Raw genomic sequence first — 26,476 nt, 5'->3', positions numbered from 1 at the left:
GAACACCATGGCAGGACTAGATACACGCGGCTTGGCGAGTGGCTTTGCTCAAGGCTTTGGGCTGATGAATCAGTACCAGCGCGGTCAGCGTGCTGATGAGCGCGCCGACCAGCAAATGGGCATGCAGCAAGAGCGTATGGATATGCAGCGCGAGCAATTCAGCGCTCAGCAGGAAGATGTGCAACGCCAACGCGACATGGAAAACATACAGTTCACGTTGGGAAAAATTGGTTCGGGCATGGATGTGGCTGAGGACGAGCTGGAAACGCTGAGGAAGTATCCCAAGTTTTGGGCAGCGCTCGACCCTCAAACAGACGCATCGATCAATCAAGCGATGAACGTTATCGACCCTAACACCACCGTAGATGCCAACGATCCCGAAAGCCTGGAAGCGCTCAACCAAATGTTTGGTGCTGAGATTAACCGCGGCGAGGGTGGGCAAAAACGTGTGGTGGGCATGTATCCGGCTCCCGACGGCCAAAGTGTGGCACTTGAGCTTGAGGTGGTGGGGGAAGACGGCAACACCTACCGCGCGCCGATGACCGAAGGGCGCGGTACCGCTGACGATGACCTGGTGAAATACGTGCCAGTGGAAGCACTAGTAGAGCAGGTGCAAGGCATGCGCTTGCTACGCAATACCATGCGCACGCCAGAAGCCCAGCAACGTGCGTCACAGGTGCTTGGCCTATTACGTGGTGATAGCAACGAACGCTGGGAGCAAGTGCAAGGGCCGGGCGGCTCAATTCTGCAACGCAATACGGTGACTGGTGAAACTAAGCAGGTGCTAGGACGGGCGCCACGCGTCGCAAGTGGTGGCAGCGGCAGCACGCCAAGCCGTATTCAGGAGGCGCAAGCGCTGGTGGAGCGCGAGGTCTACCCAACCTTTGCAAAAGCCTACGAAGCGGTGCGCGCAAGAGCGGGTGAAGGCACTCAGACAGATACGCGGTATATCAGTTTCCTTGGCGATGAACTGAAGCGTATTGACGATCAGTTGGACTCCTATTCCCTTCCGGATGATGAGCGCACCCAGCTTTCCGAAAGGCGCGAGCAGTTGGCCTCGGAGCTAGATACCGCGTCTCGAAAAGTCTTTAACCGACCTGCAGGTCAGCAGCGCTCACAACCTCCGGAAAATGTACAGCCAGAAGCTCCGCAAGTTGGTCACGTAGAAGACGGTTATGAATTTTTAGGCGGCGACCCCGCTAATCCGGACAATTGGAGAGCGCGCTAATGGCAGCACCATGGGAAAAGTATCAGCAACAGCAGCCCTCAAATGCCGCGCCTGCCAAACCCTGGGAGCGTTATGCCAGCCAAGAAGCGCCTGTTGCTAGCGAGCAGCCAGCAGAGCCAACAGGATTGGCAATGGAGCGCGCGCCTCAGCAAGAGCAACCTCAATCGCCTGTCGAGCAGCCGTCTGACACTATTCGCGCTAGTGATTTTGGTTTAGAAGCACTGGAAGGTGGCGTTAGCGGCACCGGCTTTGCCATTGGTGGTGCGGGTGACTTCCTTTCGTGGGGTGGCGACCTAGTGGAGTCTGGCCTACGCAAACTAGGCTTGGGCGACTTGATCGACAAAGGCGATGCCGCGCTTGGCGGTATGGCACCGAGCGATGCGTTCCAGGCGTTTGAAGGCTGGATGCAGAAAGGTTCGGAGCAAATTGACGCCAGCCAGACCGAGGCCTTCCGCGAAGTAATGAAGAACAGCACGCCAGAAGGCGATGTTTTCAAACCTAGCACTTGGTCCATGGGTGAAGACCCCAGCGTTACCGGCTATGCCGCACAAATGGCCGGACTGATCGGCCAGTTTGCACCGCAGGCGGCCACCATGCTCGCAGGCTCGCCGCAGCGCGTGGCCGTGGCCATGACATTAATGGGCGGCACGCAAGCCGGTGGCTCGCAAGCCAGTGAGGCCGAAGACCGCGTGATGGGTATGGACGAGACGCAGTTGAGTGAAGCGTCAACGCTATACCGCGACTTACGCGATAACGGCCTAAGCCATGAAGTAGCACGGCAGCAGACCGCTAAAACAGCAGGCGCTGCGGCGTTTTTGGGTGGCGCGCCAATAGGTGCTGCCGGTGGTGCGGTGACGAGCTATGTGCTTGGGCCTATGCAGCGTGCAGTTGGAGGTGGCATTACTGGTCGAGCAATTAAAAGTGTCGGTCTTGAGGCACCTGCAGAGGCGTTGCAGGAAGTCAGCGAAACAATGATGGCTCGCGCTAACACTAACCAAGCGATTGGCGGCAATCAGGATATTAGCGAAGGCACGTTTGGCGATGCCGTGCTAGGCGGTATGTTCGGCGGCGGCCTTGGCCTTGCTGGGGCAGCTGGTGGCGGCTTAGACGCCACGCCTGAGCGCACGCCTAATGATGCCGTTCGAGAACGTACGCCAGAAGATATTGCCGCTATTAATGAGGAGTACGATAACCGAGAGCCGCAATCACAACCTGTTCAAGAGCCAGAACCCACGGTTGACGCTGCGTTTGAAGCCGAAGTGGCACCGGAGCAAGCGACAGGCTTGGATATGGACGCCCAACGCCGTTGGGAGGATGCGTGGCGCGAGCAGGCCGCACAAGATGGCATTGACGATTACGACCCTAATACTGATCTTCCCGACACCACTATTACGATTAACGGCGACGACGCAGCGCAAGCAGGTGGCTTACAGCTACAAGACTCTACTACGCAAATTGAACAAGCAGCCCGCGAGACAAACACCGAGCCTACCCCCGCTCAAGCCGAGGCGGGCAACTATCGAAAGGGGCGTATAAGGCTAAACGGATTTGACATTGCCATCGAGAACCCTAAAGGCTCAACACGTCGTGGTACCACACCAGAAGGCGCTCAGTGGGAAAGCCTGATGGCACACCACTATGGTGATATTAAGGGCACGAAGGCGGCAGACGGCGACAATCTCGATGTTTTTGTAGGTGATAACCCTAGCTCCCAGCGTGCCTATGTAGTTGATCAAATCAACCCTGATGGCACCTTTGATGAGCACAAGGTGCTACTTGGCTTTGATTCATTAGAGCAGGCACGCCAAGGTTACCTAGATAATTATGAAGACGGTTGGCAGGGGCTGGGTGATATTTCTGAAACGCCCGTTGAAAACCTGAAGCAGTGGGTTAGTAAAGGCGCTATGGAGCTGCCTTTCGGCAATGTGCCTACAGCCAATAGGGAGACGGCAGAAGAAGCGACTCCCGCCATTGCCCCCGATCAGCCTTCTGTAGACCCGGACACCAAAACGCCGCGACGTATGCCTGTGGAGCGTATACAAGTAGACCCAGAGGCCTACCAGTTCCGCACTGAGGTCAATGAGCAGGGCGTGGATACTCGCCTGGAAGGCATCGAGAAGTGGGATGACTTGCGCGCAGGCAATCTAATCCTGCATGAGCGTACTGACGGAAGCGTGTACGCGGCTGATGGCCACCACCGCATTAACTTGGCTCGTCAGCTGCAGCAGCCTGACGTGAACGCCATTGTGTTGCGAGAAGCCGATGGCGTTACTGTTGAGGATGCTCGCCGCGCGGCCGCCGAGGCGAACATTGCCGCAGGTAGCGCCACAGCGATGGATGCCGCCAAGGTGTTCCGTAATAGCGAAGGCGATATCGATGCGGTGATACGCGAGAGTAACCTGCCACGCACTCAGCTTGTGCGCGACGGTGCCAATATTGCCAAGCTCGATACCGAGCCCTTTGGCGCAGTGCTTAACAAGGTGATCACCGAAAAAGACGGCGCGGTCATCGGCCGCTCTTTTGCTGACCCTGACCAGCAAATGGCCGCCGTGGGCGTGTTCCAACGCGTGAAGCCCACCAACGATAATCAGCGCGAGTTGCTAGCCAATGAAGTGCGCCAAGCTGGCTTTGCTGAAAGCCAAGGCGAGCAAGGCGGCTTGTTTGGTGATGATCCGGCAGAATCGCTCATTGGCGAGCGTGTGAAGGTAATGGATAACCTGCGCCAAACCCTGGTGCGCGACAAGCGCTTATTCGCTACGCTGAACGATAACGCCCAAACGGCTGAGCAGGCAGGTAACCGCATCGCCAAGGATCGCAACAACGCTCTGCAGGAAACCTCGGTAGAAGCCATTGCGCTACTTGAGCGGGCCACAACCACGCCTGAAATTAACCAACAAATCAATGACGCCGCGCGCCGCGTGAAGGATGGCGAAGCGCTGGCAAGCGTGACGCGAGAACTTAAAGAGGCACTACTGAATGGCACAAACAGCCCAGCAGCGAGCGAAGGACGTACACCAGCACCTAGCAGCGGACAGACTGATCAAGCAGGGCAAGACGCTGGACGAAGTGACCCAGTACCTGCAGTCAACGACGCACGAACAGCGCGTGCAGGAGAACAACGCTCACGCATTGGAGCAGGAGCGCAAGCAGAGCCAGCGGTAACTCTAAAGACCGACGGCAAGCCTTTCCAAACGCGCCGCGCCGTCGAGCTATCTAAGCGCTTCCGTGACACGCCGAACGCCCAGCCCATTGAGGTAGAGGGCGGGTGGGGATTTATTGCGCAGGATATTGCGCAAGATACTGGTGATGTCGCTACTACTGAGCAAGAAATTGCACAATCAGAAGTGTTTCTCGAAACCCAAACAGAAGAAAGCCTTGCGCAGCGCGAGCAGGAAGTTCAGGCCGCCGAACAGGCCGAAGCCGACCAGCGCAACCAAGAGGCTCAGCGCGTCCAGGCAGACCGTGAGGCTGACGACTTTATGCTAAGCGGCAGCAAACGTACTGCTGATATTGCCGCTTTGCGTGGGCAAAGTGATATTTTTGGCGCACAGCCAGCACAGCCAGCACAGCCAGCACAGCCAGCACAGCCAGCACAGCCAGCACAGCCAGCACAGCCAGCACAGCCAGCACAGCCAGCACAGCCAGCACAGCCAGCACAGCCAGCACAGTCGCTTAGCGAGCCACCGGCAGCCGCTCCTAAAGCAAGCAAGCCGCGAAAGCTCGCCAAGTTGAATCCACGCCAGCAGCGAGCAAGCGAAGCCTTCGGCGGTGCCATGCCTGGCGATATGATCACTATGAGTAGCGATGCCGGGTACGCACGCACTGGAAACGGATATAGAGTGAATGCCATAGGGAAGAATGGCAGCCTTGACGTCACAAACGCGCAAAGCGGCAGCTCCACCGTTATCAGCCAAGGGGAGTGGTTGCAGGCGAGCAGGCGCACCAAAGCCCCCATTGCTGAAGTAATAAAGGTTGAGCAAAGCGGTGATCAGAGTGATATTTCTGATGCGCTGCCAACACAAGCCGCAGAGCCGACACCAGAAAGTGGTATCGAACTATACACAACAGAGCAACTAGCCGATCAGATAGCGAGGTTATTGATTGCGGATAAGGGAGTGGGAGATGCTCGGATAGACGATAGCGCCATAGATATGGTGGTCGACAGTTTTTTCAACACCACTCAGTCAAGCAGCTTCGTTATGAGCCTTCCCGCTGGACGAAACCGCAGAGCTAATATCAATGCCTACAGTCAACAAAAGGCCAACTATGATGCATTGACGCGTCAGCAAGTGGTTGAGCGAATCAAGGCAAATCGCGCCCATACTGCACAGCAGCAGCCACCTATTGCACCGAAAGAGACCTCTAACAACTGGGGTGATAGCAATACCCTGGTTACCCGCGACCGCGCCGACCAGATTCGCGAACGACTGCGCGCCAAGCTAGGCCAGCTAAACAGCGGCATCGATCCTGAAATGCTGTCTTTAGGCACCGAGCTAGCAGCCTTTCACCTTGAGGCAGGCGCTCGCCGCTTTTCCGACTTCTCTCGCACTATGGCACGCGACCTCGGCACCAACGTCGAGCAGATACGTCCCTACCTGCGCGCTTGGTACAATGGCGGTCGAGACATGATGGAAGATAGCGGCCTTGATATTGCAGGCATGGACGATCCCAGTGCAGTGCGCGAGGCGCTTAACACACTAACCGATGAGGGCGATGCCGATGTACCAAGTACCGGCCAGCGTACTGAACCAGATACTGGAGTCTCAGCCGCTGAAAACGACGTGGGCGGAGAAGTTATTCGCGATGGATCAGGACGAGCTCAACGAAGCCCTAGAGGATCAAGCCCAAGCGCTGGAGGCGCACGGGGTGCCCGATCCAGTGGCAATCGCGTATCAGAAGATCGCGCCGGTGCTGGCCGAGCAGGAAGCGATAACCGCGTTCATCGAGGAAACGGGGAGTATGTCGCTAAGAGCCAGCCTGCCGGACGTGACAACGCCGGAAGAAGCGACAATGTTAATGATCGAAGAGCAACGATTAACGCCGGAGCAAGCCAAGCAGTTGCTCGACATGCTCGCAAGGCTCTCGATGCGGTAAATCAGCGAGCCCCCATTTCTGGCTCTCAAATTGATGTGGTCCCCGCGTCGCTGGACAGTATTGCCGAAACGGTGCCTCAGCTTCTTAAAGTACAGCAGGAAGATGTTGCCTTTGCTGAGCGTCGTTTTTTTGAAGCCAACGGACGTGGCGTTTTATTTGCTAATGGTACTGGCACTGGTAAGACCTACTCAGGCTTAGGTGTCGCGAAGCGCTACGAGCTAATGGGGCGTTCCAATATTTTGATTGTGGTGCCCAGCGACAAGATTGCGCGCGACTGGATTGCGGCAGGGGAGAACGTCGACCTAAGTATTAAGCAACTGCTTGATACCCGCGACAATGGCGGCGAGGGCGCAGTCATTACCACTTACGCGAATTTCCGCCAGAACAACAGTCTGGCTGAGCGTGAGTGGGATTTGATTATGGCCGACGAGGCCCACAATCTTCTACAGCGCGATGAGTTTCAAGAGACGGGGGCGCTTTCTACACTTCGCGCTCTAACTGGCTACCCTGGTTCATCCCGCCGACTGGCCGAAATGCGGCGCCCAGACTTAGTGGAGGAGCTTGAAACTCTTAAGTCTCAAGCGGAAGCCGCGCGAGTGCAGGCGTTAGACAGCGGACGCGCCCAAGACGCTAATGAAGAGAATCGATTGTCACTGGCACGCAAAAAAGCAGCGGATGCGCTCGACCAAGTTGCCCGTGAGATTGAAGGCGAACAAGTGCGCCAGTGGGAAGCTCGCAATACCCATGCCGTATTCTTGTCAGCCACACCGTTTGCTTACCGCAAGTCTGTTGAGTGGGCGAACGGCTACCTCTTCGATTATGCCGAAGGCCAGCCAGAGCAAGATCGCGTGCGTGGCTATAACGAAGGCGACGCCCGCGAAAGCTTCTTCATGCAAAACTTTGGCTATCGGATGCGCTACAACAAGCTCAACGCGCCGGGGCCAGAGGTCGACATTGGCCTGATGGAGCGCGAGTTTAACGAACGCCTCAAGAGCGAAGGCGCAATGCGCGCGCGGATGCTGGAAGTGGATCAGGACTATGATCGTCGCTTCCAGTTAGTAGCCGATGGCATCGGTACGCGCATTGATGAGGGCTTGGAGTGGCTGCAAGAGCGGGCGCGCTCCGCTCGAGACCAGGCCCGTGAAGGTGACGACGTCGCCCAGGCAGAAGCCTCGGCATGGAGCGAGCTTTCTGAACGAATCAGCAAGCGCTTTAGCTACCTCAATCGCGCCTACTTGCTGGAATCGATCAAAGCCAAGCATGCAATTCCCTATATCGAGCAGCACTTAAAGCAAGGCCGCAAAGTGGTCGTATTCCACGACTACAACCAGGGCGGCGGCTTCCACCCTTTCCGGCCGATGGCAGGCGAGGGTGATTCCAGCATGTTCAAGCGTTTCAAAGCGGAGCGACCAGACCTTTATAACCTCGACCTTTCCGGCTTGTCTTCCCCTCGCGATGCGCTAAGTAAGGCATTTGGCGACAAGCTAGTAGAGTTTAACGGCACAATTGGTAAGGCTGAGCGCGCCAAGAATGTTGAGCGGTTTAACCAGGATGGTAGCGGCGTCGATGTGATTGCAGTGCAGTCTGACGCAGGCGGTGCCGGTATTTCGCTGCATGACACCACCGGCAAACACCAACGGGTGCTGTTAAACCTTGGGCTGCCGGTCAAGCCGACGGCGGCTATCCAGATCGAAGGACGCATCTATCGCGTGGGCGTTCAGTCGGACGCCATTATGCGTTACATGAGTACCGGCCTTTCTATGGAGCGTTCAATGGTGGCCAGCAAGCTGGCAGAACGTGCTGGTACTGCTGAAAACCTAGCAATGGGTAACTTAGCGCGTGCGCTGAAAGACAACATCATCGAAGCCTACCAAGATGCTGACGACTTCCCAGCGGGCATGGAAGGTGAAGGTGCAGGCGGCAAAAACAGCGACCGCACTGCTTCCGAGATGACCGACTTTGACCGCGCCAAGTCGTTTTATTACGGCCAACAAAAACGCACCGCTCGCAATAAATCCCGCGAAGGTAAGGATTACTTTGCGACACCTGAGCCGGTCGGCCTCAAAATGGTGGAGTGGGCAAGCATTCGTGCTGGGGATGATGTGTTAGAGCCTAGTGCTGGTCATGGCGCGATTGCCCGCTGGATTCCCGAAACCGCTCAAACGCATTTAGTCGAGCCTTCTTACGAGCTAGCGTCTCGCCTTCGCTTGGCCGCTGGCGAGGCTAAGGTGTATGAGTCGACATTTGAAGACCTAGCTAAATCCAACAAGTACGACAGCATTGTAATGAATCCGCCGTTTGGGCTTGGTGGCTCAACGGCGGTTGCGCACCTTGATCGAGCGTTCAAGACACACCTGCGTCAAGGTGGACGTGTGGTGGCATTAATCCCAACCGGACCTGCTGCCGATAAGCGCTTTGACAAATGGTTTGAGGAAACGGAAGGCGTCAGTATGGCGGCTGACGTTAAGTTGCCAACCTCCACCTTTGAGCGTGCCTCAACGAAGGTAGCCACGCGCATCGTCATCTTAGACAAGCATGCTGACAATGAGGGCAGCGCACCTAGCCGCCTAGTTGACCTGAGCAATTCGGATTCTATCAACGATCTGTTCGACCGCATTGAAGGCGTGGACATTGACCGTACTCGAGTGGAGCTACCGACGGAGGCGCAAGTAGACACCGCTGCCGCGAACCTATCTGGCCAAGAAGTAGGCTTTGAGACGGCACAAACTACGCACGCCAAAAAGGGGATCGAGCTATTCGTTGCCAAGATGAATGGCCGTATTGAACGCGAAGCCTTTAACGCGTTGCGCGATCTAGCTAAAGCAAACGGCGGCTACTGGTCAAGCTATAAGCGTGATGGCGCGATTCCTGGCTTTCAGTTTGAAACTACAGCGCAACGCCAAGCGTTTATCGATGCGGCTAGTGAAACTTCATCTGATCAGCGCTATTCAGTCAAACCGCAAGCAGACCGTCCTGAAGCCGCGCCGTCAGCTGATGAAGTAGTCACAGCGCTGGAAAATATGAGCGAGCAGCTTGGCGACTTTGAAGTGGTAGAGAGCACCACTGAACTGCCGCCTATGTCACTGCTTAAAATGGCACTGAGTGGTGTTAACCCGCTAGATGTGCGCGGTTTCTATGAAGGCAATCGCCTGTATGTCATCGCAGCTAATAACGACAGCGTAGACCAAGCCGTTAAGACAGCTATTCACGAAGCGGTCGGCCATAAAGGCGTGCGCGGCGTACTGGGTGACGAGCTGGTACCGGTGATGCGTCAGCTCTACAATCGTTTGCCGCATAGTAAGATTGGCCGCCAGGCGCGTGATGAAGTGCTGCGTGATTATCCCTTCCTTGACCGTAATAGCCCTGACGACCAAGTCACTATTGCTGAAGAGATGGTCGCCCACCTCATTGAGAAAGGGCACCGGCCTGCGGCATGGCAGCGCGCCGTTGCGAAAATAAAGGAACTGTTGCGCCGCGCGTTCCCTGCGATCCCTTGGACAACGACTGACGTGCTTGAGCTAGGCGAGAAGTCTCGCGACTACTTGCAACGCTTGCAGGCAGAAGCCGACCAGGGCAATGCCGACAACATGACGTTTGCTATGCGTCGTCGTGTTGACCAAAGCCGCGTCTCTGACGAGTTCACAGACCTTGATGCTGACCAAGCCGAAGCACTGGATATGATCGGGCCATTGAGCGCGACCGGTTCAGCGATGGTGAAAGTGCGCGAAGTCTCGGATCGAGCTGCGGTTAAGCTGCGTGCAGGCATAGTCGACAAATTCGCTGCCTTGAAAGCGCTGGATGAAAAAGCGCTAGGCCGCGACTTTATTGAATCCAGCACGGCATCATCCAGCTGGATATTGGCGCGTATGGCTCCGGCAGCACAGGGCGCGTTGCACACGCTAATTCACAGCGGACGTATCCGTCTCGACCCTGAGCAAAAGGTGATTGAGCTGCAGGAGGGCGAGAAAAACAGCTTGCATGAAGTGTTGGCACAGCTAGGGGATGCCGCTGAGGTAAGCCGCTTTATGGGCTGGATCGCTGGTAATCGCGCTGAAAAGCTGCGGGAGCAAGGCCGTGAAAACTATTTTGAAGAGCGTCATATTCGCGGCTTGATGGAGCTGAATAACGGTCGCGCTAAAAATGGCGAGGCTCGCCGCACGCTTTATCCCAAAGTCTTCGAACAATTCCAAGCCATCCGTGACGACGTGCTGAGCATCGCTGAGCAGTCTGGCTTGCTGCGCAAAGCCATGAGCGAGTCGGAGGCTGCGCTAGTGATCGCTCGCCAGTACGGCGCTCCGGAAGCGCTGGTCAATAAATTGAAGCGCGCTGATATTTCCATGCGCAATGATGCCGAAGGCGACATGCTCGATAACGCCCAGGCTATATATGCGCAGGCGCGCCAAGAGCTAGAACAATGGCTAGACACCTACGTCAACGACACAGTGCAGCCGGATGCGCTGAATACGCCAGACCAGCAGTACAACAACATCATGCAGGAGTGGGCGTCGCTGACCCGCGACCAGCGTGAAATATGGGCGGAAGAATTTTACGTGCCGTTCTATCGCGTGCTGGATGAGAACACCCACGATGTACAGGGGCCAGCTTCCACGGCAGGCCTGACGCGGCAGCGTGCCTACCAGCGCCTTAAAGGTGCGGATATGCGTATTGGCGACCTGCTAGAAAACACGCTGATGAATTACCACCACCTGCTTTCGGCGTCTCTGAAAAACCAAGCGGCCACGCAGGCCATTGATAACGCAGTGGCGGTGGGGATCGCGGGTGAGGTGACCGAATCTAACCGGGACCCCAAAACCTCAACGTTTATTCTCCGTGACGGTAAGCAGGTGTTTTACGAGATCAGCGACGACTTGGTTTACAAGGCGTTGGTAAACATGACGGATGCAGGCATGAAAGCCGTTATGGATAGTTCCGGCATGAAAGCCATGCGCTGGTTTAAGCGTTTGCTTACCAACATGGTCACGGTCACGCCTGAGTTCGTGGCGGCGAATACCATTCGCGATTCCCTGCAGTCAGCGGCGGTAACACCAGCGGGCATGAACCCGCTATGGAATGCGGTACGCGGCGCGGGTTACTACGCCAACAAGCGGAACCGTGCGCAAATGATTGCCAGCGGAGGCTCCTTCAACTTCGGCCACCTATACGGCGACCGTAGCGACGAACTGAAAGCTCAGCTAAACCGCAACCTTCGCCGCGCCAAGGTGATTAACGACCCAGCCGCTGCACTGCAGGCTGGTAAGTTTTTATGGCGCCGCTGGAATGAAGCCACCGAGTTTGCCGAGAACATTAACCGCGCCAAGGTGTACCAAGCCAATCTTGATAAAGGGAAGCTATACGCCGCCTTCCAGGCGCGCGACCTGATGGACTTCTCGAGCCATGGCAGCTGGTTTATGACGCGGTTTCTGATTGATACCGTGCCGTTCCTGAATGCACGCATTCAGGGCCTCGATAAGCTGTACCGCGATGGCTTTAAACCAACACTGCTAACAGCCTTTGGCAAAGGTAGCGACTCTGACAAGGTGCGCGCTAAGCGCTTCTCCATCGTAACCGGCGCATTGATGGTGGCGTCTATCGGCTTGTTGATGCACAACAACGATGACGAGGAGTACCAGGCGTTACCGGAATGGCAGAAGGATACCTACTGGTACGTTCGCAACGGTGATGACGTTTACTTCATTCCTAAGCCGTTTGAAGTGGGTGCTATTTCCACCATGGCCGAGCGCGTTACCCAGCAGTTTATTGACGACACGGCAGGCGGCGACCTGTTCAAAGAGCGGTTATGGCACATGATTAGCCAGACGTTTAGCTTTAATCCGGTACCGCAGGCAGCCGCGCCCTTGCTTGATATTTACGCCAACCGCGACCCCTTCCGTGATCGGCCAATTGAGCCGTATTGGGATCAGCAGTTATCTCCTAGCTTGCGTTTTCGGTCTAGCACAACCATGCCGGCGCGCTGGTTGTCAGGCGGTCTTGAAAACGTCGTCGGCAATGACAGTATGCTGGCACTCTCGCCTCTGCAGATCGACTACCTAGTGAACGGTTACTTGGGAAGCGTTGGCGGTTATGCGGCAGGTATGGCCGACACTTTCTGGCGCCGCGCGAATGGGCAGCAAGCGCCTAGTAGCCGCTGGACGGAATCAAGGCCTATCCGTCGTTTCTATCGTGACTTAGAGACGCCTGCTTACTCGACGCGCTACATGGATGTTTTCTATAAAGGCCTGCAAGAAGCCGACCGCGTGTATTCAGACTTACGGAAAATGGAAGAGATGGGGGCAATAGAGGAGGCGAGGGAGCTCGCGCAAAACAAGGGTGACTTGCTTCGCTTGCGCAAACAGCTGCAGGACGCGCGTGGCGATCTATCCGACATTAACAAGCGAATGGATCAAGTACGCCAAAGTGCAGAGATGGACCCAGACTATAAGCGTCGCGAGCTTGAGCGCTTACGCACGGTACGCAACCGCATTGTTGAAGTATTGGGAAGGGAGGTAGAGCAACAGCGGCTGGCTAACGACGCCTAAAGGCATAGATACCCATGGCGATAGCCAAGCCAAACAGGAGGGAGTGGTGGTTGACCAGCAGGCCAGCCACCAAAAAGAAGGCAGGGATGCCAACCCAGCTAACCGCCAGCCACATACCTAAGCCACCGTTGAGCTGTGTCATGACTAGTCCCCCTAGCATCAAAAGTGTTAATGCGATGCCGAGTAAATTGCCCAATTCCATTGCAGACTCCAGCGGCTTTTAATGAAGGATATACTATATCTGAGGACTGTTTACTGCGAGGGCCTGCTATTGCTCAGGAAATTCCATAGCCTTCTGTGCTGGAATTGGATCAATGAATCCAGCATATTTATGGCTGAAAGGTTACTTCCATGGAGGGATAAATCGTGCGATACGCAATTTTCATCTGTTTATTTTTGACATCCATTGTTCATGCATCGGACTCGTTTCCCTTGGGGGATCATGTGGCTCAATGCACTGATACCCCTCTCATGTATGAGCCATACAGCAATGAGGAGTTATCAGCTATACATTGGTGCGTGCATGAGCAACGAGTTGCGATGAAAGACTTGCTGTCGCAGTGGAATCATTACGAGGCTGCAAAAAAGCAGCTGTGTCGTGAGCGGGCAATCAGCGATGAAGGAACCGTTGATTATGTGTTACTTGAAGGGTGTCTACTAAACCAAGAAGCTTAAGCTATATCTTAAAATCTCTTACCACCACACCTAGTTCGCCGTTTACATTTCTTGCTCGACGCCACACGCCTTCGGTGATTTGATCCCTGCGTCGAAACATGAACGCCAAAGTGCCAGGTTGATAAGTGTCTTGAGCGCTGAGCCAGCCCACCACACAACGGCCGCTGTAAAGCTTTCCCCGATAGATGATATGAAACTCTACCACTAGCTTAATTGGCACTCCTTTCCTAATGTTGTGCCAGCCTCGACGCTCAAGTGACTTGCGCCACTTTGTAGCTAGATACCTATACTGGTCGTTGCTCATCATGTGAAGTATTCGTCGGAGGAGCCATAGGCGTCTCTTGATCGTTTTGATCAACATAGCACCATTAGCGCCAGAGCGTTACAATCTGCGCCATTCTGAATAACTCAGCGGCAGTAACTTAAAAGTTAAGTACAAAGCTGAGTACAAATTTCCGCAGAGGTAAGATGAAAGACACTCAGCTAGCCCATGAGGCGGGGCTTCGACGCACGTTCGCCATCATTTCGCACCCCGACGCTGGTAAAACCACCATCACCGAAAAAATGCTGTTATTCGGAAATGCTATTCAGTTAGCTGGCTCTGTTAAGAGCAAGCGTAATGATCGCCATGCCACATCAGACTGGATGAAGATGGAGCAAGAGCGCGGGATCTCGGTCACGACGTCGGTGATGCAGTTCCCTTATGGCGGGCGTATCGTGAACTTGCTGGATACGCCGGGGCACGAAGACTTTTCTGAAGATACTTACCGTACATTAACCGCGGTGGATTCCGCGTTAATGGTGATTGATGGTGCGAAAGGTGTTGAGGATCGTACTATCAAGCTGATGGAAGTCTGCCGTTTGCGCACCACGCCTATTTTAACGTTCATCAACAAGATGGACCGCGATATCCGCGACCCCATCGAAGTCATGGATGAGGTAGAGACCGTACTGAATATCCAGTGTGCGCCGATGACATGGCCGATTGGCATGGGGCGGCACTTTAAGGGCGTGTATCACCTCTATAATGACGTCATTCATCTGTATACCCAGGGGCAAGGCAGCCGTATTCCAGATGACAAGCGAATTGAGGGTTTAGATAACCCGGAAGTTGACGCTGTACTTGGCGAAGAGCAGGCCGAAGAGTTGCGCATGGAAGTCGAGTTGGTGCGCGGTGCTTCCCATGAGTTTGATCTTGATGCCTATCGCCGTGGTGAGCTGTCGCCCGTGTACTTTGGTACCGCAATGGGTAACTTCGGCGTACGAGAGATGATGGATGGGTTTGTTGAGTACGCGCCTCCGCCCCAGCCACGCGAGACAGACATCCGCGAAGTAACCGCTCAAGATGATCGCTTTACTGGATTCGTGTTTAAAATTCAGGCGAATATGGATCCGAACCATCGTGACCGTATTGCCTTTTTACGCGTCTGTTCCGGTAAGTACGAAAAGAATATGAAGATGCGCCACGTGCGGATAGGCAAGGATGTGAAAATTGCCGACGCTCTAACGTTTATGGCGTCAGACCGTTCTCAGGTAGAAGAGGCTTGGCCAGGCGATATTATCGGCTTGCACAATCACGGCACGATTCAGATTGGTGATACCTTCACCGTTGGTGAAGATATGCGCTTTACCGGCATTCCTCACTTTGCGCCAGAGTTGTTTAAGCGTGTTCGTTTAAAAGACCCGTTGAAAATGAAAGCGCTGCAAAAAGGGCTCCAGCAGCTCTCTGAGGAAGGCGCTACGCAAGTCTTTATGCCGATGGATAACAACGACCTGATTCTTGGTGCTGTCGGTACGCTGCAGTTTGACGTTGTTGCTCACCGTTTGAAGGAAGAGTACAAAGTTGACTGTCTATATGAAGGGGTCAATGTACAAACCGCACGTTGGGTCTATTGCGAAGACGCCAAGATGTTGGAAGAGTTTAAGCGTAAAGCGAGCTCCAACCTTGCTATCGATGGTGGCGGCTACCTGACGTATATCGCACCAACGCGGGTCAACCTGCAGATGACCCAAGAGCGCTGGCCGGATATTCGCTTCCAGCCCACTCGCGAGCACTGATCGAGCCATCCTTGCTATGTTGATTTCCTTGCTATGTTGATTGATGCCCACTGCCACCTGGATTTTGAGGCGTTTGACGATGATCGCGATGCGGTCATCGAAAATGCCAAGGCGGTGGGTGTCGAACACTTTGTTGTGCCATCAACGATGCGTTCCCTATGGCCAAATGTGTTGACGCTTGGCGCGCGTAAGGAGATAAGTATTTGTGTTGGTCTTCACCCTTACTTCATTGATGAACACGCTAACCACGATTTAGTCGCCTTGGAGCAGCTTTTAGCTGAGCAGAAGGCCGAAAAACGCGTTGTAGCAATAGGTGAGTGCGGTATCGATGGCCGTTTTACGGAGTCGCTAGATAAACAGTGGGCCTTTTTCGATGCGCAGCTAGGTTTAGCAAAACAGTTCGCTTTACCTGTTGTGGTGCACTGCGTAAAAGCGAATGATCAAGTAAGCAAACGCCTACGCCAGCTGGCGCTTCCCAGTGGTGGGCTTATCCATGCGTTTTCAGGCTCTTATGAGCAGGCCGCTAAGTTTCTCGATCTAGGCTATATCTTGGGGTTGGGAGGGGCGATTAGCTACGAGCGCGCACAAAGACTTCGTAACGTGGTGTCACGCTTACCTGACGATGGCTTTGTGTTAGAGACTGACAGCCCCGATATGCCGCTTAGCGGCTATCAGGGGCAACGTAATGAACCATGCAGGGTGGCAAAGGTAGCTGGCGTGGTGGCAGCACTCCGGCATCAGTCATTTGAAACAATAGCGGCACTAAGCAGTGCAAATGCTATTCGGTTATTTCAGCTGCCACATTTCAACGCCCGTTAGCCATTTAGGCTGCTGAACAGCTGTTCAGGATCCAGGCGCTCAACGGTATAGGGCAGGTCGCAGAGAGCTATCGGATGTCCTTGCCAATAAAGGGGCGAGAGCGCTTCAATCGCTTTAGTATTTGCAACGGCGAGCATCTCAATTTGCTGGTCGCCACTAAATGCGCTGCTAACGATTTCACCTACGGTTTTATCCTGTCCATCCACTAGCGTGTCACCGACCTGGGGTAAGCTGTTAACACTGGCAGTAATGCGCACTAAGCGTTTTTTCACTTGGCCCCGGAAATGCGCCCGTGCGACGACTTCTTGTCCTGTATAGCAACCTTTTTTAAAGCTAATTCCCCCCAGCGCTTCCCAGTTCAACATTTGTGGGAGGAAGTGATCTTGCTGTGGGGCTGTTAACCACGCCAAACCACTGCGGATATCTGCTAATTGCCACGTATTAAACGCATCTTCATCATCATTTATTTCAATGGCATTCTGTTCAGCAAAATTTTCTATACTGATTAGCCAACGCCCGTGATCTGGCTGGCATAGGGCTGTCGCTTGGTTATTGCTGTGATGGGTATAAGGTTGATCAGGAAGCGCTAAACCAAACGCTTGAGCAATCTTGTTGGCACTTTCGCTGGCGCCTACGATAAGCATCGATGTCTGAGCCTGCAATTCGACGCGATAAAAAGCGGCAAATTTGGCTAAATGACTGGCGAGCATATCGATCAATGAGGTGCTCAACAGTAGCCTATAATGGTCGTTGCTGATTTTCAGTAATTGAGCATTGGCCAGCATTCTTCCCTTTGGTGTGCAAAAGCAGGTAAGAGGCGCAAAAAAACCATTGGCTAAACTAACTTGTGCGCTTGTTTGCCCTTGTAGGAATTTCTCAGCATCTGGACCTTTGACATCTAAGGCGGCGAGGTGAGGCAAACGGACGCAGCCATTCATCTTGAGTAACGAAGAGACAGTCGCCATATAGACTCCATAAGGGAAGATAGGGTAAACGTAACGTAATCGCATTTGTATCAAAGGTGCGGGCACTGCGGGTAGATTGCAAGGGCTCTGGCGCGTGCTAGACTTCTTTGCCTGTATCAGTTTTGCATAGTTTTCAATAGCGTACTCACTTCAATTCAGCGTAGAAAAGGGCAAGGAATGGCATATCAATCATTAACGTTCCAAGGTGTCACAACAGTAGATCAGGTGAATAAGATTACCACGGCGCTGATGATGCTGGATGGCGTCGATAGTGCTGAGGTAGGGCGCCACGGAGCAGAAGTAGAAGGGCGGGCTAAGCGTGAAGCGCTTATAAAAGCGGTCGAGAAGTTAAACCTCGGTATAAAGGTTTCCTGATGCATAAGCCAATCACGATTATTAGTGAGCGTAACCATACATTTCGTCAGCGTATTGAAGTCGATGGTTTGGAAGACCTCTATGGGGACGTACCGCCGGTAGTCGGAGGAGACGGTAGTGCACCAGACCCGCATGACTACTTCGATATTGCCCTAGGTACCTGTAAAGCCATTACTGTGCAAATGTATGCTAGGCGCAAAGAGTGGCCGCTGGAAGGCATCACCGTTAAGGTCCAGCGCGATGATAGTGAGGAACGAAAAGGTGTCTATAAGTTAGCTGTGACGATGACTTTCCACGGCATTGATGATCCTGAACAGCGGGCAAAGCTAGAAGACATTAGCCATCGCTGCCCGATACAGCGGTTGATGACCCAGGCGACGGTAGAAATTTCCACGTTTACCGAGTAGTACACTGCCTTTCTAAGGAGTAATGATGAGCAAGGAATTCCGGCTGCAGTCCAAATTTAAGCCCGCTGGTGATCAGCCCGCCGCGATACGCAGTCTGATTAGTGGGCTTGAGTCGGGGCTTGCCCATCAGACCTTGTTAGGGGTGACTGGCTCGGGTAAAACGTTCACGATGGCAAATGTTGTGCAGCAGCAGCAGCGCCCAACGATTGTAATGGCGCCCAATAAGACGCTAGCTGCCCAGCTATATGGTGAGTTCAAATCGTTTTTTCCGGATAACGCTGTCGAGTATTTTGTCTCTTACTACGATTATTATCAGCCGGAAGCCTATGTCCCTTCCTCAGATACCTTTATTGAGAAAGATGCCTCGATAAATGACCATATCGAGCAAATGCGCTTATCTGCTACGAAAGCGCTGCTGGAACGCCGTGATGCGCTTATCGTTGTCTCGGTATCGGCAATCTATGGTCTTGGTGATCCGGATCAGTATCTTAAGATGCGGTTGCACTTCACCCGTGGTGAGCTAATTGATCAGCGTGCCTTTTTACGCCGCTTGGCCGAGTTACAATATACCCGCAACGATATGGATTTTCGTCGAGGTACCTACCGGGTACGAGGCGATGTGATCGATATTTTCCCTGCGGACTCTGACGAAGAAGCGGTGAGGGTAGAGCTGTTTGACAACGAAGTTGATTCTATTCGCCTATTTGACCCATTAACTGGCGAGGTGCGTACCCATGTGCCTCGCATGACCATCTATCCTAAATCTCACTATGTTACTCCGCGAGAAACTATTTTAGGTGCTATTGATGCGATCAAGGCAGAGCTTAAGGAGCGTCTTGAGTGGATGCGTAAGCACGAGCGTTTAGTTGAAGCGCAGCGCTTAGAACAACGAACCCTTTACGATATTGAAATGATGCTAGAGCTTGGCTACTGCAACGGCATTGAGAACTACTCGCGCTATCTTTCAGGCCGCGCGCCTGGCGAGCCACCCCCGACGTTCTTCGACTATCTGCCGGATGACGCGTTATTGTTTATTGATGAATCTCATGTGAGCGTACCCCAGGTTGGCGGTATGTATAAGGGCGACCGTTCTAGAAAAGAGACCCTGGTTGAATATGGCTTTCGGCTACCCTCAGCGCTAGATAACCGCCCAATGAAATTTGAAGAGTGGGAGTCTATTTCGCCACAAACCATCTTTGTGTCGGCAACGCCAGGCAAGTATGAAGCAGAACATGCCAGTCAAATTGTCGAACAGGTGGTGCGCCCAACGGGATTGTTAGACCCAGAAATAGAGGTTCGCCCCGCCAGCACTCAGGTTGATGACCTGCTCTCAGAAATTGGCTTACGCACCGCCGTAGGTGAGCGTGTTCTGGTGACGACGTTGACTAAACGCATGGCGGAAGATCTGACCGAATACTTTGATGAGCACGGTATCCGCGTGCGCTATTTACATTCGGATATTGATACCGTTGAGCGGGTTGAAATTATTCGCGACCTGCGTCTTGGTAAGTTCGATGTTTTAGTCGGTATCAACTTACTTCGAGAAGGCTTAGATATTCCCGAAGTGTCGCTTGTTGCTATCCTGGACGCGGATAAAGAGGGCTTTTTACGCGCTGAACGCTCACTGATTCAAACCATTGGCCGTGCAGCCCGTAACGCCCATGGTAAAGCTATTTTATACGGTGACAAAATCACCGATTCAATGCGCAAAGCCATCGATGAAACCGAACGTCGCCGCGCCAAGCAGACCGCTCATAACGAAGAGCATGGCATCACGCCAACCACCGTGACGCGCTCCGTGGCGGATATTCTTGAAGCCGCCCAGGCACCAGGCAAGAAGAGCAGTCGTCGCCGTGGCAACGAGCGCAAAGTGGCAGAGAGTGCTGCTGAATATGATGTGGCCACGATGAGCAAACACGATCTGCTCGAGGCTATTAGTAAGCTAGAGGACGCCATGTTTGAAGCCGCGCAGAACCTGGAGTTTGAAGAGGCGGCAAGGCTTCGTGATCAACTTCATCAAATGCAAGAAAAACAGCTGGCGCTGGGGTAAACGATGCCTGAAGGCCCTGAAATCCGCCGTGCAGCAGATAAAATTGAGAAGCAGATAGGTGGCAAACATCTTGATGATGTGTGGTTTGCATTTCCTGAACTCGCCGTGCAAGCGGATTCATTGATTGGTCAACGGGTTCAGGCAGTTGATACGTGGGGCAAGGCCATGCTAATCCGTTTTGCAGACCATCGTGTGCTGTATTCCCACAATCAGCTTTATGGCGTATGGAAGCTACATAGCGAGAGTAGGCCGCCAAGCACGAAAAGGTCATTACGAGTTCGGCTGGTTGCTGAGGGCAAGGTGGCTAGTCTTTATAGCGCGTCTGATATTTCGCTCTGGCATGAGAGTGAGTTGAGCCATCACCCTTTCTTGTCTCGCTTGGGGCCTGATTTATTAAGTCAAAACGTATCGCCTGATGATGTGAAACAACGCCTGACTGATCCAGCGTTTATGCGTAGAAGCCTTGGTGCATTGTTACTTGATCAAGGGCTTGTCGCTGGGTTAGGAAATTACTTGCGCTCTGAAATTCTTTTTTTATCTAACGTTCACCCTAAGAAGCGCCCCTGTGACTTAACTGAAAATCAGTTAGACCTGCTCGCCACTATGATTGTGGAAACGACGCGTCAGGCGTATTTGGAAGCGGGTGTTACTAATCGTGAGGGTTGGATTAAACAGGCCATTGCCTCCGGTGAGCCACGCCGACAATGGCGTTTTAGTGTGTTTGAACGAGCTGGCCTTTCCTGCCACCGCTGTGGTTCAGTTATCGAACGGATAATGGTTGGCTCTCGCCGTTTATATTTATGTCCAACGTGCCAGTACCTATAATTTTATACCGTTATCTTGTATGTTCTGGTAAACGTCAGACTAATGCCCTAGTTATCATACGTAGGTTAACCGTGGTTGTGGCTGCCGCATAAAGGCCAATACGGTATACTTACCGGTACATCTAGACGGCCATTAAAAAGGCCGCAGCCAAGACGATAACCGAGGAGCTGTTAGTCCATGACCGTGATTCGCCAGGACGACGTCATTCAGAGCGTTGCCGATGCTCTACAGTACATCTCTTACTACCATCCTAAAGATTTCATTGATGCAATGTCAGCCGCTTACGAGCGTGAAGAGAACCCCGCTGCGAAAGATGCGATTGCACAAATCTTAATTAACTCAAGAATGTGTGCTACGGGACATCGTCCAATTTGCCAGGATACGGGCATTGTGACGGTATTCGTTCACGTGGGTATGAACGTCACTTGGGACGCCGAGCTAAGCCTCGATGATATGATTAACGAAGGCGTGCGCCGCGCGTATCAATTGCCTGATAACGTGTTGCGTGCTTCTGTTCTCGCTGATCCCGATGGTAAGCGAGCCAATACCAAAGACAATACACCCGCGATTATCCACCATTCGATTGTGCCGGGCGATAAGGTCGATATCCACGTCGCCGCGAAGGGCGGTGGCAGCGAAGCCAAATCTAAGTTTGCGATGCTAAACCCATCCGATAGCGTTGTGGACTGGGTGATGGAGCAGTTGCCTAAAATGGGCGCAGGCTGGTGTCCGCCGGGTATGTTGGGAATTGGTATTGGCGGCACCGCTGAAAAGGCGATGATGATTGCCAAAGAAGCGCTGCTCGACCCTATCGATATTCAAGATTTGCAGGCCCGTGGGCCTAGCAACCGCGCTGAAGAGCTGCGCCTGGAACTGTTCGATAAAGTGAATAAGAGCGGTATCGGCGCTCAAGGCTTAGGTGGTTTAACCACCGTGCTGGATATTAAAGTTAAAGACTATCCAACCCATGCGGCCAATAAGCCTGTGGCAATCATTCCCAACTGCGCAGCCACGCGTCATGCGCATTTCACGCTTGATGGCAGTGGCCCAGTAGCGCTTCCTGCTCCTAAGCTTGAAGACTGGCCAGAAATTACCCGCGAAGCAGGCGATAACGTCAAGCGCGTTAACCTGGATAGCGTCACTCCGGAAGAAGTCAAAACGTGGCAGCCGGGTGATACGCTGCTGTTGAATGGTAAGCTATTAACTGGCCGTGATGCGGCGCATAAACGCATGGTGGACATGATTGGCAAAGGCGAGCCATTACCGGTTGATATGAAAGGCCGCTTTATTTACTACGTGGGTCCTGTTGATCCGGTAGGTGACGAAGTCGTTGGCCCCGCTGGTCCGACCACCGCTACTCGAATGGACAAATTCACCCGCACTATGCTTGAAGAGACCGGCCTGCTTGGCATGGTTGGTAAAGCGGAACGTGGTCAGACCGCCATTAATGCCATTCGCGATAACCAGGCGGTTTATTTGATGGCTGTTGGCGGCTCTGCTTACCTTGTTGCCCAAGCAATTAAAAAGTCACGCGTTGTTGGTTTTGAAGATCTAGGAATGGAAGCCATCTACGAATTTGAAGTTGAAGATATGCCGGTCACGGTTGCTGTCGACAGCCAAGGAACTTCCGTCCACCAGACAGGCCCGGCCAAATGGAAGGAGATCATCGCCCAAAAGGCGTAGCATACTGATGGCGTAGAACTGCAATCAGTGACAAATAAGCCCCGTCTCACGCGGGGCTTTTGTGCATTAGCAGTGAAATAATCTGATAAACAGCTCACTTCATAGCGAGGAATAGGCAATGACCTCATGGTTGCTAGGGACCGGCATTATGTTGATACATCTATTAGGTATCGTGTCAGCGGTCATGGCGCTTATGTCGAGCAGAACGTCTCAGGGGGCTATCGCCTGGATTATTTCACTATTAACGTTTCCTTATGTTGCGCTGCCTGCGTATTGGTTTTTCGGTCGCCCGCGTTTCTATGGCTATGTAACAGCAAGAGGGGAACGAGATAACGTATTACGTCGAGTGTTGGTACGTTATCGCCATAACATTAAGCCGCACCTTTCATCGCCGACTAGCATCGATATTCAGGCAGTTGAACAGTTGGCAATGATGCCACTGACTAAAGGTAATAGTGCCGACTTGTTGATCGATGGTGAAGCCACCTTCACAAGCCTTTTTGAGGGTATTGATCAGGCAAAAGAGTATCTGCTGCTGCAGTTTTTCATTGTGCGTAACGATGCTTTAGGCAAACGATTGCAGGATCATTTAATCAAAGCTGCACAGAGGGGGGTGCGTGTTTATTTTCTATACGATGAAGTGGGTAGTCGGAAACTGAACGATGGCTTTTTAAATGAGATGATCAAAGAAGGCATCGAAGTAAAAGCATTTCGTTCTTCGCGTGGCTTCAAACATCGCTTTCAGCTTAATTTTCGCAACCACCGTAAAATAGCAGTCGTAGATGGTAAGCAGGGCTGGGTAGGTGGTTTTAATGTTGGTGTAGAATACCTTGGGCAAAATCCACGGCATGGCCCCTGGCGTGATACCCATTTAGCCCTCGGTGGACCGTGTGTGCTGGGTTTGCAGGAAGCTTTTTGGGAAGATTGGCACTGGGCAACAGGGGAAGTCATTACCTTAAACTGGCATGCCGAGAGTCATCCGCAAGATGATTATCATGTGGTTATTGTGCCATCTGGCCCAGCCGATAAACAGGACACGGCTAGCCTTTTAATTCAACAGTTAATTCATAGTGCTAATGAAAGGCTCTGGGTAACTAGCCCATATTTCGTACCAGATCAAGGAGTACAGGATGCGCTTAGGTTAGCAGCAATGCGAGGCGTAGATGTGCGGGTTATGATTCCCGAGCGCCCCGATCATTTGCTGGTGTTTCTATCTGCATTTTCATTTTTGCCTGATATGTTAAGAGCGGGTGTGAAAATATACCGTTATCTTCCTGGTTTTTTACACCAAAAGGTCATGCTCATTGACAACAACGCAGCAACTGTCGGCACAATAAACCTGGATAATCGGTCTTTTCGGCTCAACTTTGAAATAACAGCTTTCATACCCAGCACAGCGTTTGCCAGTAAAGTACACGCCATGTTAGAGCAAGATTTTGCTCAGTGTCGACGCGTTACAATTGATGAAATTAGCCAGCGCCCAATGTGGAAGAAAGTAGTTTCTCGTGCGGCATATTTAACCGCACCTATTCAGTAATCAATAATAACCCTGCACGCCGCTAACAACGATTAGGCAAAAGGAGTTTTGGGTGAATTTAGAAACAAAATGGCTCGAGGATTTCGTTGCATTAGCCAATACACGAAGTTTTTCGGCATCTGCCAGGCAGCGCCATGTTACTCAGCCTGCTTTCAGTCGCCGTATTCGTGCGCTAGAACAAGCGGTAGGGGTCATCTTAGTAGATCGTTCGACAACACCGATTGGCCTGACCTCAGAGGGCCAATTGTTTTTGATCACCGCACGCAACCTAGTGGAGCAATTGAACGAGTCATTGAGCCATCTCCGGGGAGTTTCTATTGCGAATGAAGCGCTTGATATCGTCGCGGCACACTCACTGGCATTAAGCTTCTTCCCACCTTGGATTTCTCGTTTACAAAAAGGCTTGGGTGAACTGCCTACACGATTAGTCGCTATGAACGTTGGAGAGGCGATCCATGTTCTGCGCGAAGGTAACTGTGATCTGATGCTGGCATATTACGACCCCTTTGCCACTATGCAGCTGGACGCAGAAGTCTTTCCCTCTTTCTCGATTGGCCAAGTGAAAATGTTGCCTGTTTCACTACCAGATGAAGAGGGCAAACCGCTTTTCTCGATTCAAAATGACAGTTCAATTCCCTATTTAGCTTATACGCAGGGTGCATTTCTGGGGCGGAGCGTACGCATGCTGCTCAAAAACGATCCATTACGACTGAAGCTGCGTACGGTTTATGAAACGGCCATGGCAGAAGGATTGAAAGGCATGGTACTTCAGGGAGTGGGAGTTGCTTGGATTCCTGATTTTTGTATTCGTGAAGAGCTCAAAACCGGCAAATTAGTAAGAGCTGGCGATGAAAATTGGGATATCCCTCTAGAAATTAGACTTTACCGCTGTTCGTTAGTCCATAAACCTGGCGTTGAGCGTCTCTGGCGCCAAATGATGAAATTGCCACGTGATTTTCTGCAGGCTTAGCCTGCAGAACGACTAGAAAAATACCTTAGATTTTAAAATGTGCCTAAATCTGCCGGCAATCCAAGAAAATTTTGAATAATGAAGAAGTGATCTTCAAACAAGCTTTCGGGTTCTAGATCAGCAAGGGCGACCCAGCGAGCATGATCGCCGCCCTTGACTGGCTTTAAACGGGGCAACTGCTGATCAGGTCTAAGAGCAAAATAGAAAGCTTCAGCTAACGTTCGTCCACGCCAACTGCGATGAGGTTCATCAAACAAGCGTTGTCCGCGTAGCGAGCCCTTTAAAACGGGTTCGGGCACTTTAAGCCTTAATCGTTCACGGAGCTCCCTTAAACAGGCATCTAGTAAACGCTCATGGGGATTGATGAAGCCTCCGGGTAATGCAAGAAGTCCTTTACCCGGCGCAGCCATTCGCTTTACCAACAAAATATGGCCTGATTGGACGACAACCGCATTAACAGTCACAAAAATGGGCGGATAGGGGGCTTGTGCCCAGGCTTGTTTGTATTGATCGAGTAGCTGCTGCTCTTCCAGTAGGCCGTGGTAGGCAATACCTTTGCAAAACTTGTCAACGCTTTTGACGACTTCTGGTGGTAAGTCGTGGTATGCACCTGTACTCAAATAGTCATCGGTAGAACCAGGCGAGCGAAACAACCGCTCACGTATTTGACTCGCTGAAATACCTTCAACGAGTGGAACACTGATGGACTCCCATTGAGGAAAAAGCGATAAATAGTAGCTTGATTGTCCTCTGCTTGCGCCAATCAAACCAATACGGGGTAAGCGAGCGTTAGCAGGGGAAGTCAAATCACGCACTTTACGCTGCACATCACGTACCCACACATCATCGTTGTAAAGCGCGTCAAGTAGGGGAGTAATTTCCAGGCGTTGATTGTCTTGTTCATCAAACCCAGAACGAATCATTGCCTGTCGCTCATCGAACGTCCACGGGTTGCGTAAAGAGCGTGCCTGCCAAGCAGAGCCCACTAATACGATGACTTGGCGTGCCTGTTTTAACGCCTCTCGGATAATGGCAAGGTGGCCAAGGTGGGGAGGCTGAAAACGACCAATAAACACCAAGCAATCAAAGTCGTAAGCCGTAGTAGATTTAACAGCATCCGAATTCATAACGCTTCCTTGGTCGTGGGTGAGAAAGTAGCAGAGAAAAGAGAGCCATTATGAAGTGGGCAGTTAAGGTGCGCAATGCGCCTCCGCCTGCGCTCAACGTTTTAGTTCGGTATGATTGTTAGATGTA

At 52.6% G+C, this 26,476-nt stretch carries 15 protein-coding genes; 12 read left to right on the top strand and 3 right to left on the bottom strand.

The window, feature by feature from the left end; all coding sequences use genetic code 11:
* Positions 1 to 7 precede the first annotated feature (7 nt).
* Positions 8 to 1,228, top strand: coding sequence for a hypothetical protein (locus ACN06F_RS09025; RefSeq protein WP_433925035.1), 1,221 nt, complete (start codon positions 8 to 10; stop codon positions 1,226 to 1,228).
* Positions 1,228 to 12,858, top strand: coding sequence for an LPD38 domain-containing protein (locus ACN06F_RS09020; protein WP_433925034.1), 11,631 nt, complete (start codon positions 1,228 to 1,230; stop codon positions 12,856 to 12,858). Before ACN06F_RS09025 ends, ACN06F_RS09020 begins: the two co-directional genes overlap by 1 nt.
* Here the strand turns inward: ACN06F_RS09020 and ACN06F_RS09015 are convergent.
* The gene (locus tag ACN06F_RS09015) at positions 12,845 to 13,060 is read right to left on the bottom strand and encodes a hypothetical protein (protein WP_433925033.1); all 216 of its coding nucleotides are present in this window, start codon (positions 13,058 to 13,060) and stop codon (positions 12,845 to 12,847) included. The two genes, ACN06F_RS09020 and ACN06F_RS09015, sit on opposite strands and share 14 nt — an antisense overlap.
* A gap of 338 nt (positions 13,061 to 13,398) precedes the next feature.
* Here ACN06F_RS09015 and ACN06F_RS09010 point away from each other — a divergent pair, with 338 nt between their 5' ends.
* The 3 genes from ACN06F_RS09010 (at position 13,399) to ACN06F_RS09000 (ending at position 16,410) form a co-directional block, all read left to right on the top strand.
* Entirely contained in the window at positions 13,399 to 13,533 is a 135-nt protein-coding gene (locus ACN06F_RS09010; protein ID WP_433925032.1) for a hypothetical protein, read from the top strand.
* Between the two features lie 468 nt (positions 13,534 to 14,001).
* Entirely contained in the window at positions 14,002 to 15,591 is a 1,590-nt protein-coding gene (locus ACN06F_RS09005) for a peptide chain release factor 3 (RefSeq protein ID WP_433925031.1), read from the top strand.
* 33 nt (positions 15,592 to 15,624) lie between these two features.
* On the top strand, positions 15,625 to 16,410 hold the full coding sequence (locus ACN06F_RS09000) for a TatD family hydrolase (protein WP_433925030.1): 786 nt from the start codon (positions 15,625 to 15,627) through the stop codon (positions 16,408 to 16,410).
* Here the strand turns inward: ACN06F_RS09000 and ACN06F_RS08995 are convergent.
* Positions 16,407 to 17,375, bottom strand: coding sequence for a YgfZ/GcvT domain-containing protein (locus ACN06F_RS08995; protein WP_433925029.1), 969 nt, complete (start codon positions 17,373 to 17,375; stop codon positions 16,407 to 16,409). The genes ACN06F_RS09000 and ACN06F_RS08995 overlap by 4 nt on opposite strands.
* Positions 17,376 to 17,552: 177 nt before the next feature.
* On the opposite strand from ACN06F_RS08995, the gene ACN06F_RS08990 reads away from it, so the two are divergent.
* The 7 genes from ACN06F_RS08990 to ACN06F_RS08960 all read left to right on the top strand — a co-directional run bounded on the left by ACN06F_RS08990 (position 17,553) and on the right by ACN06F_RS08960 (position 25,222).
* Positions 17,553 to 17,750 (top strand): hypothetical protein, encoded by a 198-nt coding sequence (locus ACN06F_RS08990; protein WP_038484371.1) that lies wholly within the window; start codon positions 17,553 to 17,555, stop codon positions 17,748 to 17,750.
* Positions 17,750 to 18,157, top strand: coding sequence for an OsmC family protein (locus ACN06F_RS08985; protein WP_038484368.1), 408 nt, complete (start codon positions 17,750 to 17,752; stop codon positions 18,155 to 18,157). Before ACN06F_RS08990 ends, ACN06F_RS08985 begins: the two co-directional genes overlap by 1 nt.
* A gap of 25 nt (positions 18,158 to 18,182) precedes the next feature.
* On the top strand, positions 18,183 to 20,207 hold the full coding sequence (gene uvrB / locus ACN06F_RS08980; protein WP_038484365.1) for an excinuclease ABC subunit UvrB: 2,025 nt from the start codon (positions 18,183 to 18,185) through the stop codon (positions 20,205 to 20,207).
* A 3-nt stretch (positions 20,208 to 20,210) separates the two neighbouring features.
* Positions 20,211 to 21,032 (top strand): endonuclease VIII, encoded by an 822-nt coding sequence (gene nei, locus ACN06F_RS08975; RefSeq protein WP_120386930.1) that lies wholly within the window; start codon positions 20,211 to 20,213, stop codon positions 21,030 to 21,032.
* A 177-nt stretch (positions 21,033 to 21,209) separates the two neighbouring features.
* A complete protein-coding gene (locus tag ACN06F_RS08970) occupies positions 21,210 to 22,715 on the top strand; it encodes a fumarate hydratase (RefSeq protein WP_433925028.1) in 1,506 nt (501 codons plus the stop codon).
* 118 nt (positions 22,716 to 22,833) lie between these two features.
* The gene (cls, locus tag ACN06F_RS08965; protein ID WP_433925027.1) at positions 22,834 to 24,252 is read left to right on the top strand and encodes a cardiolipin synthase; all 1,419 of its coding nucleotides are present in this window, start codon (positions 22,834 to 22,836) and stop codon (positions 24,250 to 24,252) included.
* Positions 24,253 to 24,304: 52 nt separating this feature from the next.
* Entirely contained in the window at positions 24,305 to 25,222 is a 918-nt protein-coding gene (locus ACN06F_RS08960) for a LysR substrate-binding domain-containing protein (protein ID WP_038484353.1), read from the top strand.
* A gap of 32 nt (positions 25,223 to 25,254) precedes the next feature.
* Here ACN06F_RS08960 and ACN06F_RS08955 read toward each other — a convergent pair whose 3' ends face one another.
* A complete protein-coding gene (locus ACN06F_RS08955; RefSeq protein ID WP_038484350.1) occupies positions 25,255 to 26,349 on the bottom strand; it encodes a bifunctional nicotinamide-nucleotide adenylyltransferase/Nudix hydroxylase in 1,095 nt (364 codons plus the stop codon).
* Positions 26,350 to 26,476: the final 127 nt, after the last annotated feature.

Origin of the sequence: Vreelandella sp. 21 (assembly GCF_050995515.1) — a bacterium.
GTDB lineage: Bacteria > Pseudomonadota > Gammaproteobacteria > Pseudomonadales > Halomonadaceae > Vreelandella > Vreelandella alkaliphila.
Note: the sequence above shows the minus strand (reverse complement) of the source record. Positions and strands in the feature narration are given on the sequence as shown.